This is a genomic window from Kitasatospora sp. NPDC004272, from assembly GCF_053603035.1.
The window spans coordinates 1-9,364 of record NZ_JBSGET010000216.1; the positions used below are offsets into that span (position 1 = coordinate 1).

Below are 9,364 nucleotides of genomic sequence, written 5' to 3' on the forward strand. Positions count from 1 at the left end.
AAGTACATCCAGTACGAGGGCTTCCGGCCGGCACGCCGATAGCACGCACCGGACGCCGCTCCTTCACGGCAAAGGTCGCCTGACGCGGCACTAGCGGGCGCGGCCCGGCCGACCACCTGCGGGGCTGCGCCGTAGTGCGCTCCCCGGGCACAGGAGCTTCCGGTCGCCTCCCTGACCCGCGAGGAGTTCCCCGGACCTCGGCGCGGCCGTTCGGTGCAGGCGGCGAACGGTGACCTCCCGTCCGGTGCGTCGGCTGCCCTCCCGCTCATGAACGCTCGCATCCGCTCCGCACCGGGCCGGGCGCCGGGGAGGCGTTCCCCGGCCCCGGACCCGGGGCCGGGGCCGGGTCGGAGGCCGTTCGGGGGCGGGCCGCCGTCGTCTTCGACCTCGGGGCCAGGCTGCCCGCGCAGGTCTTCCGGGGGCTCGCGGACGAGGCGGTGTTCTGCGAGTTCGACGTGCTGCTCACCCCGGACGCCTGGCCGGCGCTCGTCGCGCTGGCCAGGTCGCACGGCGACCGGCAGGTCGACCTGCTCGTGGTCGAGGGGGCGGGCGTCGCGGAACCGGTGCTGTCGCTGTCCGTCGACGCCACGGCGGACGACTACTGGGCGGAGGTCGGGTTCGACGTGGGCCGGGATCCCGTGGAGTCGGTCACCGTCGCGGCCCGGGTCGTCGCGCTGACCGGCCCCTCCGACCCCTCCGGTCGCTGGGGGCGCTGGGGCGAACGCGACCCGGAGGTCGCCGTCCTGCGGGGCCTCCCGCACGGGGCACCCGGGACGACTGGAGCCTCCGGTACGGGCCTTGCCTCGGCGCGGCCGACGCGCTGGCGCACTGGCTGCCGGTGACCTTCCGCGGCCGGCACGTCCCCGACGCCTACGCCGCGCCTACGTCGCCGAACTGTCCGCCAACTACGGTGTGCGGCAGGGGAGCCGCGGTCGTCCGGGCTGAGGGGGAAGGCCGCTCCCGGCGCCGTCCACCGGGCGCCCCGGGGGCGTCGGTGCCGGTTCGGGTGCGATCGCTACGATGCCCGGACGCCGACCCTCCCGCCGCGGATACCCGCCGCTCCTCCCGTCCGGTCGCCCGAGTTCGACCTGCTGGTCGCCTTCCCCGACCTGGCCGCGCTGCGCGACTCCGTCCGGCACTCGCGCTGGGAGGAAGTGGAGGCGTTCTTCGCGGCGTCGGCCGACCCGGCCGACCCGGCCGATCCGGCCGACCGGGCCACCGCGATCGAGGTCGTCGCCGAGACCCCGGAGGCCGGAGGGTTCCTCCAGTGGACGGCGGACGCGCGCCCCGGCAGCACGTTGCCACGGGTGCTGCAGGGCGGCCACTACATCCACCTGGCGTGGGAGGCCCGCGGCGGCGGCCTGGCCAAGGACGTCTCGGCGGAGGGCTTCGCGGCCTTCCACCGGCGTCTCGGCATCGTCGACAGGCTCCTCGGCCGGGTCGTCTCCGAGGACCCGGGCAACACCGACGCCCGGCGGCTGCGGCTGAACGTCTCCCGCGGCCTCCAGCAGGGCGCCGACCGGACCGGGGACCACCACCTGAGGCTGGCCGCCCACGACCCGCACGACTACGTCGCGCAGTCCCGGTTGCTCCAACAACTGCTGTCCAAGTGGGGCGGCCCCTGGGACGAGGCGTCCACCTTCGCCCGGCAGTGCCGCCTCGTCGTGGAGTCAGGGAGCCTCAACCCGGGCGGAGTCAGGGAGCCTCAACCCGGTCGTGCTGGCCCAGGCCCACCTCGAACGCCGGCTCAGCGTCGGCGGCGAGAAGGACCCGGCCCACCTGCGCCGTCCCGAGGTCCGGGACGAACTGGCCGGTGCCGCGCGGGAGTCCGTGCTCCACCCCGGTTTCCGCGGCGTCCGCCGCTCGGTCGAGGCGCACGGCTACTTCGCGGCCGTCTTCGGCCTCGCCGGGGAACACGCCCTGGCCGCCCCGCACTTCCGGGCCCTCAACGGCTACGCCAGCGAGTTCCCCCGGGCCCTCCTGCGCTCCCTCACCAGCCTCGGCAGGGGCACCGCCTGCAAGCGGCTGCGCCGCCGCGCCGCGAGGGCCGGCGGGTGGGACCGCGGCCGGTGGGCCCGGGCCGGGAAGTACGGAAAAAAAATGGGTTGGACGGGCGGCGGCGGGTTGCTACTGTTCGGATCGCCGTGAACGGAAACGAGGAGGTGAGTTCCCCATGAGAGCTGGATCGAGGCGGGTGCTCCCCCTTTCCCCCACGGTGTAACGACTGACACAGGTGTCGTCGGGAGCGCCCGCGTGAGAACGCAAGCACTCCTGAAAGGCGAAAGCCGATGAACACCACCGTGCAGATCACCCGGGTCGACGAGACCCAGTGGCAGGCCGTGACCGATGACGTGGTCGTCGGCCACGGCGACTTCTCCCAGCGCCCCGACGGGCGCCGCTTCGTGAGCATCGACGTGTGGGACGACGCGGCCTTCGCGCCGCTGGCCACCGCGATGCTCGCCGCCCTGCCCGCCCCGCTCCGCACCCTGATCGCGGGGGGCGACACCGCGCTCGCCGCCCACTGGGAGCGGGCCGGGTTCGTCCCCGAACGGCAGGAGTGGGAGTACGAGCTGTCCACTGCGGGGCGGGACGGGCACCCCGCCCCCGGGGTCACGATCCTGCCCGCCGGAACGGCCGACGAGGCCGAACTGCGGCTGCTGGACCGGCAGATCCGGGCCGAGGTCGAGGCGTCCTCGGGTTGGTACAGCATGCCCGCGGAGGTTCGACCCGGCCCGCCGGGGGACACTCTGATCGACCCGTCCCTGTACGCCGTCGCCGTCCACGAAGGCCGGTACGCGGGCCTGGTCCGGGTGGTCCGCCGCGGTCGCGGTCCCGCCCGGGTCGGCCTGCTCGCCGTCCGCGCCGCCCACCAGCGGCAGGGGATCGGCCGCTCCCTGCTGGCCCACGCCCTGCACGTCCTGCACGAAGCCGGGACCGGCACCGCCCGGGCCGAGGTGGACCGCTCCCGCACCGCCGCCACCGCCCTGCTGGAGGGCCTCGGCGCCGAACGGACCGGCCGCCTCCTGCACCTGATCCACCCCTGACCGCGAACCCCGCTCCTCCGTCCCCTTTCCCGTCGAAGAATCGAGATCCCTTGCCACGTGTCGCGAAGGGCCTTGAGCTTGAGGGCACCGTCCTTGAGTGCCTGCGGAACGCCACCTTCAAGGTGGAACTGCAGAACGGCCACCAGGTACTCGCCCACATCAGCGGAAAGATCCGCAAGAACTACATCAAGATCCTCCCGTTCGACCGCGTCCTGGTCGAACTCAGCCCGTACGACCTGACCAGGGGCCGCATCCTGTTCCGCTACCGCAACTGACCCCGGGTCAGGCCCGTCCCTCCGGCCCGCCCCGCTGCCGCGTCCCCGCCGGCAGCGGGGCGCGGGCGCGCTCCCGGCCGGGCGGACGGCCGGGCGGACGGCCGGGCCGGGAGCGCGGCCAGCAGGGCCGGTACGGCGTGCACGGAGCGGATGCGGTGCGCCGGCGGGACGTCGGCGGTGCCGGCCGGGTCGACCAGCAGGGCGGGGATGCCCGCGCGGCGCGGGCCGTGGTAGTCGGGGCCGGCGGAGTCGCCGATGAACCAGGCGTCGGCGGGGGAGAGACCGAGGCGCTCCAGGGCGGTGCGGTAGATCGACGGGTGCGGCTTGCGGTGCCCGGTGTCCACCGACAGCACCACGGCGTCCATCAGTTCCAGCACGCCCAGCCGGGCCAGCAGGTCGGGCACCATGGTCGGGCTGTGGGTGTTGGAGACCACCGCCAGCCGGCACTGTCCGGACAGTTCGCGCAGCAGCTCGGCGACGCCCTCGAAGGGCCGGATCGCGCTGCCCCACTCCGCCAGGTACGCGGTCACGAACCCCGCCACCTGAGCGCCCGTCGGCGCGGCGGGCAGCGCCCCGGCGAGGAACGCGGCGGCCACCTCGTCCATCGAGAACTCGCGCTCGTCCGCCGCCGTCTCCCGGTCGAACCGCGCGGTGGTGGCCGACCAGGCGGACAGGAAGCCGTCGTAGTCCAGGGCGGCGCCGAACTCCCGCAGCAGGGCGTGCGAGCGCGGGTAGCCCTGCTCGGTGCGGCTGGGCGAGTAGTCCACCAGGGTGCCGAAGAAGTCGAACAGCAGGTACGAGGGGCGGTGGAGAGCATCCATTGCCGGAGTCTGCCGGGCCGACCGGACGCCCGCCCGCCGAAGCGCCGGAGTGTGGGACACCGCACATCGGGGCGGTGCGCGTTGCCCCGGTCGCGCGCCGGGTGGAAGAGTGCCGGGCATGGTGGCAGACGCGCAGGTCAGCGGAGCGGAAGCGGCTCCGGAGCGGGTGTTCGACTGGCTGGACGAGGCCGCGGCCGTCCGTGACGCGGCCGGGCTGACCAGGCGGTTGCGCAGCCGGCCCGCCGAGGACCCGGTGCTCGACCTGGCCTCCAACGACTACCTCGGCCTGACCCGGCACCCCGCCGTCACCGCTGCCGCCGCCGGGGCCGCGCTCCGCTGGGGCGGCGGCGCGACCGGATCCCGGCTGGTCACCGGCACCACCGAGGCGCACACCGCGCTGGAACGCGAACTCGCCGAGTTCTGCGGCTACCAGGCCGCGCTGGTGTTCTCCTCCGGGTACACCGCCAACCTCGCCGTGCTCACCGCGCTCGCCGGACCGGACACCCTGATCGTCTCCGACGCCCACAACCACGCCTCGCTGATCGACGGCTGCCGCCTCGCCCGGGGCCGGGTCGCCCGCGCCGCGCACTGCGACCCCGCCGCGGTGCGCGAAGCCCTCGCCGCCCGCAGCGAACCCCGCGCCCTGGTGGTCACCGACTCGGTGTTCTCCGTCGACGGCAACGCCGCCCCGCTCGCCGGACACCTCGCCGCCGCCCGCGCGCACGGCGCCGCGCTGGTCATCGACGACGCGCACGGCCTGGGCGTGCTCGGTCCCGGCGGCGCGGGCGCCGGAGCCGCCGCGGGCATCGCCGGGCAGCCCGACGTGGTCGCCACCGCGACGCTCTCCAAGTCCCTCGGCTCCCAGGGCGGCGTCGTCCTCGGCCCCGAACGGGTCGTCCGCCACCTGGTCTCCGCGGCCCGCACCTTCATCTTCGACACCGGCCTCGCCCCCGCCGCCGTCGGCGCAGCCCTGGGCGCGCTGCGCCTGCTGCGGGCCGAACCCGGCCGGGCCGCCGACGCCCTGCGGGTGGCCCGCGAACTCGCCGACCGGCTCGCCGAATCCGGCCTGGACGCCTCCGCCCCCGACGGCGCCGTGGTCTCGGTCCGCGCCGACGACCCCGAGCACGCCGTGCGCTGGGCCGCCGCCTGCCGGGACGAGGGGCTGGCCGTCGGCTGCTTCCGCCCCCCGTCCGTCCCCGACGGCGTCCCGCGCCTGCGGCTCACCGCCCGCGCCGACCTGACGGCCGACCAGGTCGCCTTCGCGGTGCAGGTGGTGCTCAAGACCCGCTGAGCGGTGCCGGGCGGGCGGGGCCGCCCGCCCGGACCAGGGGGCCGGTTCAGCCGAAGACGACCTGGTCGACCGTCCAGAACGCCGAGTTGGTGCCGGTGTAGCGGAACTGGAACCGGGCCGTCGAGGCCCCCGCCGGGACGGCCACCTCCAGGTGCTCCACCGTGTTCAGGTCGGCCCGGTAGGACTTCACCAGCTGCGCGGCGCCGCCGTCGAAGGACACGTACACGTCGCCGGTCTGCGGGCCGTCGACCTTGTAGTCGGTCGCGAAGGACAGCGTGCCGCGGGTGCGGCCCGCCACCGAGTAGGCAGGGCTGACCAGCGTCGAGTCGAACTGGCCGGTGCCGTGCGACTTGTCGTCCCACTCGTCGGAGTCGGCGACCGCGAACACGTTGCGGGCCCGGACGTTGGTCTCCCGGCTCTGGCCCAGCTGGGCCGCCGTCCAGAACTCGTCGGTGGCGAACGCCCAGCCGCGCCACTCGGTGACGCCGCCGGTGGGCATCCGCGAGTTGTCGATCGACCAGCCGGCCGGCGGGGTGTGGGTGAAGCCCTTGATCGTCGAGCCGATGCCGGTCTCGTCCACCCGGGTCTGCAGGCTCGGGCGCAGCGCGTCGAACTCGTCCGGCACGATCTCGTCCACCGGCCTGCCGTCCAGGCCCCAGGCCGGGTCGATCGGCGCGCCCTGGTGCTTGAGCACGGTCGGCGCGATGTCCACTGGCTTCACGTCGTAGCGGTGCGCCCCGGCGGCGTAACCCCGGCCGCCCAGGACCATCCAGGTCTGCCGCTCGTTGGCGCTGTTGCCGCCGTGGCCGCCCGCGTCGGTGTGGCCGTGGTCGGTGGTGACCACGATCAGCCAGTCCTCCGAGGCGTACGTGGCGCGGGACTTCAGCGCGGTCAGCACCTGGCCGACCAGCCCGTCCGCGCCGTGGATCGCCGCCAGGTACTGGCTGGACGCGCCGCCGTACGAGTGCCCGGCCTCGTCCACCTCGTCGAAGTGCAGGAACACCGAGTCCGGGTTGCCGTGCGCCAGGTAGTCGGCGGCGTCCGAGGCGGTCTTGGCGTCGTTCTCGCTCTCCGGGATCCGCAGGTCGGCCGTGCCGTTGAAGACGTTCGCGGTGATCGGGTTCCAGGAGCCGATCACCAGCGTCGAGTTCGCCGGGTCGGCGCTCTCCAGCCGGCTCGCGTAGTCCGGGTACAGGTCGAAGCGCGAACCGGTGAAGTTGTTGTCCAGCACCTTGTGCTTGTCCGGCCACACGCCCGTCGCGATGGTCGACCAGCCCGGCCCGGAAAGGGTCGGCGCCAGCGGGTTCGCGTACAGGTCGGAGGTCGCCGTGGTGCCCGAGGCGATCAGCGCCTTCAGGTTCGGCGCGTCCGCCGCCAGCAGCTTGTCGTACCGGGTGCCGTCGATGCCGATCACCAGCGTCTTGGCCTGCTTGCTGCCGTTCGGCAGGCCGTTGTACGCGCCGGTGGCGGCCACCGCGGACGAGCCGCCCAGCGGTACCAGCGCGGCCGCGACGACGGCCGCGGCGGAGAGGGAAAGGGCCATGGTGGAACGGGAGTTGCGCACGGGGGCTCCCAACGGGAAAGCGACACGGTGCGGTTGCACCGGCAACCGAGGATGGGCCGGGCGGGCAGCGGCGAACCCGCACCGAGTCCACGGTTGTATGAACAAGCGTCAAAATTCAGTCCAGACCGGTTATCGATCCGTGATGGTTCGTCGGCGCCCCGGAAGCACCCCGAACGGGCGGGCCGAGGAGGGGCGCAGGAACGGCGGGGGAGGGCGGGACGGACGGGCGCGGGCCGCTCGGTACCCTGGCGCGGTGAACCACGGCACCCCCCGCGCCCCCCTCGCCCCCGCCCGGTCGGGCGTCCCCGAGCACGGCCGGGTGCCCAAGTACTACCTGGTCAAGACCCGGCTCGAAGGACTCGTCGGCGAACTGGGCCCGGGCGGACGACTCCCCACCGAGGCCGACCTGGCCGAACGCTACGGCGTCGCCCGCGCCACCGTCCGCCAGGCCCTGCGCGAACTGCTGCTCGAAGGCCGGCTGCGCCGCCAGGGCCGCGGCACGGTGGTGGCCGAGGCCAAGATCGAACAGCCGCTGTCGCTGGCCAGCTACACCGAGGGCGTCACCCGCCGGGGTCTGCGCCCCGGCCGCACCCTGATCGCCCTGGACCGGCAGCCCGCCGACCCCGCACTGGCCGAACGCCTCGCCGTCCCGCCCGGCGAACCGCTCTGGCACCTCGAACGCGTGCTGCGCGCCGACGAGGAGCGCGTCGGCCTGGAGTCCACCTACCTACCGGTGGCCCGCGTCCCCGGACTGGCCACCGAGTTCGACCCGGCCGGATCGCTCTACGGCCACCTGCGCGAACGCGGCGTCCACCTCGCCGGAGCCGAGGAGCGGATCGAGACCGTGCTCGCCACCCCGCGCGAAGCCCTGCTGATCGGCACCCCGCCCGCCCTGCCGATGCTGCTGCTGCACCGCCGCAGCCGGGACGCCGACGGCCGCCCGCTGGAACTCGTCCGCACCCTCTACCGGGGCGACCGGTTCAGCTTCACCCTCGACCTGACCGCGCCCACCACCGACTGACCGGCCCCGCCGCCCCGCCACCCCGGTCGCCCCGCCGGTTCCGCCGCCCCGGTCGACTCAGAGCGCCGACACCAGCAGCAGGAGCACCAACAGCGGCGCACCCCAGGCCAGTCCGCGCAGCACCCCGCGCCGCACGGTGTCCTCGGCGGGCAGTCGCGGGCGCGGTGCCGCCGGGCCCGCGGCCTCCGCGCCGGATGCGCTGGACGCGCTGGACGCACTGGATGCGCCGGACGCGGCGGCGCGCTGCGGGGCCAGCGGCAGGCCCATCCGCACGCCCGCCGTGGCCAGCGCGGGCGCCAGCAGCGTGGAGGCCAGCCACAGCGGGTAGAGGAAGCCAGGATCCCGCCGGGAGACCGGGTCGTGGGACGAGGCGGGCGCGATCTCCGCGACCGGCCAGGCCAGCAGCGCCACCAGCGCGCCGAACAGCAGCGCCAGCGCCGCCCCCGCCCACACCGCGCCCACCGGACGCGAACGGTACTTCGGCGTCACCGTCCGCAGTAGGCTCCCCGCCAGCACCGCCGTTCCGTAACCGGCGAACACCGCCAGCCCGTCCCCGCGCAACGCCCCGCGCAGCCCGTCCGCCCACGACGCCCCGTCCGCCGCCGCCCCGAACCCCCACCCGCCGGCCGCCGCCGCCGCCAGGACCAGGACCACCGCCCCGGGGGCCGCCGTCCGCGCCGCCGGCCCGTTCGTCGCCGTACCGCCCACTGCCGTGCCGTTCACCATGGCCAGCACGCTACAGCCGCCCCCGGCCCGGCCGGGCGGTGGCCCCGAAGCCCCGGCGCCCGCGCGGACCGGGAGCGCGACGGTCGCCTGGCCGAACGCGGCCCCCGGCGGGCGGGCCCGGTCCGGAACGCCTCGCGGGCCCGCCCGGAAGGGCGAGGACGGCCGGATCACCGCAGCGCTCCGGCGCACCGCCGCCGGGGCGCCGCCGAGCACCGCCGCCGGGTACGCCGACCCGGCCCGGGCCCGTCCGCCGGGCTGCTCCCTGCTCGACGGCGCGACCAGCACCGGCGACGCCGCCCGGGAGGTCCGCGAGGAGCTGCGGGCCCGCCGCGAGGGCACCGAGCACGCCGTCGCGGCCAAGATCCTCGCCGTCACCGGCCTGCTCCCGCCCCGGGCCCGGGAGGGGGCGGACGGCCCGGCCGGCTCCTCCGCCGCCGTCATCCGGGGCACCTCCGCCCAGCCCCGCGACGGCGCCGACCGCGCCACCCTGGAGCGGGCCGCCGAACTCGCCCTGCGGACCTGGCCGTTCGAGGCCAATGAGGGGCCAAGGGCCGGAGGGGAGCCGGGGAGAGGCACGGCGGGGCGCTCCGCCGGGGCGTGACGCGGGGCTCGCGCGCCCGCC

General features: G+C 75.7%; 10 protein-coding genes. 7 read left to right on the plus strand and 3 right to left on the minus strand.

Going from position 1 to position 9,364, the window contains the following annotated elements; all coding sequences use genetic code 11:
* Positions 1-437 precede the first annotated feature (437 nt).
* The 4 genes from ACWEO5_RS36735 (at position 438) to infA (ending at position 3,319) form a co-directional block, all read left to right on the plus strand.
* Positions 438-842, plus strand: a complete 405-nt coding sequence (locus ACWEO5_RS36735) for a hypothetical protein (protein ID WP_452166443.1) — start codon at positions 438-440, stop codon at positions 840-842.
* Positions 843-1,716: 874 nt separating this feature from the next.
* Positions 1,717-2,148, plus strand: a complete 432-nt coding sequence (locus tag ACWEO5_RS36740; protein WP_452166444.1) for a hypothetical protein — start codon at positions 1,717-1,719, stop codon at positions 2,146-2,148.
* A gap of 140 nt (positions 2,149-2,288) precedes the next feature.
* On the plus strand, positions 2,289-3,044 hold the full coding sequence (locus ACWEO5_RS36745) for a GNAT family N-acetyltransferase (protein WP_452166445.1): 756 nt from the start codon (positions 2,289-2,291) through the stop codon (positions 3,042-3,044).
* A 50-nt stretch (positions 3,045-3,094) separates the two neighbouring features.
* Entirely contained in the window at positions 3,095-3,319 is a 225-nt protein-coding gene (gene infA / locus ACWEO5_RS36750; RefSeq protein ID WP_014140224.1) for a translation initiation factor IF-1, read from the plus strand.
* Here the strand turns inward: infA and ACWEO5_RS36755 are convergent.
* A complete protein-coding gene (locus ACWEO5_RS36755; RefSeq protein ID WP_452166446.1) occupies positions 3,307-4,140 on the minus strand; it encodes an HAD family hydrolase in 834 nt (277 codons plus the stop codon). The two genes, infA and ACWEO5_RS36755, sit on opposite strands and share 13 nt — an antisense overlap.
* Positions 4,141-4,258: 118 nt before the next feature.
* Between ACWEO5_RS36755 and ACWEO5_RS36760 the strand changes: the two genes are divergently transcribed.
* Positions 4,259-5,431, plus strand: coding sequence for an 8-amino-7-oxononanoate synthase (locus ACWEO5_RS36760; RefSeq protein WP_344557061.1), 1,173 nt, complete (start codon positions 4,259-4,261; stop codon positions 5,429-5,431).
* Positions 5,432-5,477: 46 nt separating this feature from the next.
* Here ACWEO5_RS36760 and ACWEO5_RS36765 read toward each other — a convergent pair whose 3' ends face one another.
* Positions 5,478-6,974: an alkaline phosphatase family protein gene (locus tag ACWEO5_RS36765; protein WP_452166447.1), complete on the minus strand. Its 1,497-nt coding sequence runs from the start codon at positions 6,972-6,974 to the stop codon at positions 5,478-5,480.
* A gap of 274 nt (positions 6,975-7,248) precedes the next feature.
* On the opposite strand from ACWEO5_RS36765, the gene ACWEO5_RS36770 reads away from it, so the two are divergent.
* Entirely contained in the window at positions 7,249-8,016 is a 768-nt protein-coding gene (locus tag ACWEO5_RS36770) for a GntR family transcriptional regulator (RefSeq protein WP_344557063.1), read from the plus strand.
* Positions 8,017-8,073: 57 nt separating this feature from the next.
* Here the strand turns inward: ACWEO5_RS36770 and ACWEO5_RS36775 are convergent, their stop codons facing one another.
* A complete protein-coding gene (locus ACWEO5_RS36775) occupies positions 8,074-8,742 on the minus strand; it encodes a hypothetical protein (protein WP_452166448.1) in 669 nt (222 codons plus the stop codon).
* Between ACWEO5_RS36775 and ACWEO5_RS36780 the strand changes: the two genes are divergently transcribed.
* Positions 8,741-9,343 carry a hypothetical protein gene (locus ACWEO5_RS36780; protein WP_452166449.1) on the plus strand — a complete coding sequence of 201 codons (603 nt, stop codon included), beginning with the start codon at positions 8,741-8,743 and terminating at the stop codon, positions 9,341-9,343. The two genes, ACWEO5_RS36775 and ACWEO5_RS36780, sit on opposite strands and share 2 nt — an antisense overlap.
* Positions 9,344-9,364: the final 21 nt, after the last annotated feature.

What these genes read in the sequence shown, in the direction of transcription:
- ACWEO5_RS36745 (WP_452166445.1), top strand. Translation starts at nt 2,289, where the DNA reads ATGAACACCACCGTGCAGATCACCCGGGTCGACGAGACCCAGTGGCAG.
- ACWEO5_RS36755 (WP_452166446.1), bottom strand. Translation starts at nt 4,140, where the DNA reads ATGGATGCTCTCCACCGCCCCTCGTACCTGCTGTTCGACTTCTTCGGC.
- ACWEO5_RS36760 (WP_344557061.1), top strand. Translation starts at nt 4,259, where the DNA reads ATGGTGGCAGACGCGCAGGTCAGCGGAGCGGAAGCGGCTCCGGAGCGG.
- ACWEO5_RS36765 (WP_452166447.1), bottom strand. Translation starts at nt 6,974, where the DNA reads ATGGCCCTTTCCCTCTCCGCCGCGGCCGTCGTCGCGGCCGCGCTGGTA.
- ACWEO5_RS36780 (WP_452166449.1), top strand. Translation starts at nt 8,741, where the DNA reads ATGGCCAGCACGCTACAGCCGCCCCCGGCCCGGCCGGGCGGTGGCCCC.
- ACWEO5_RS36775 (WP_452166448.1), bottom strand. Translation starts at nt 8,742, where the DNA reads ATGGTGAACGGCACGGCAGTGGGCGGTACGGCGACGAACGGGCCGGCG.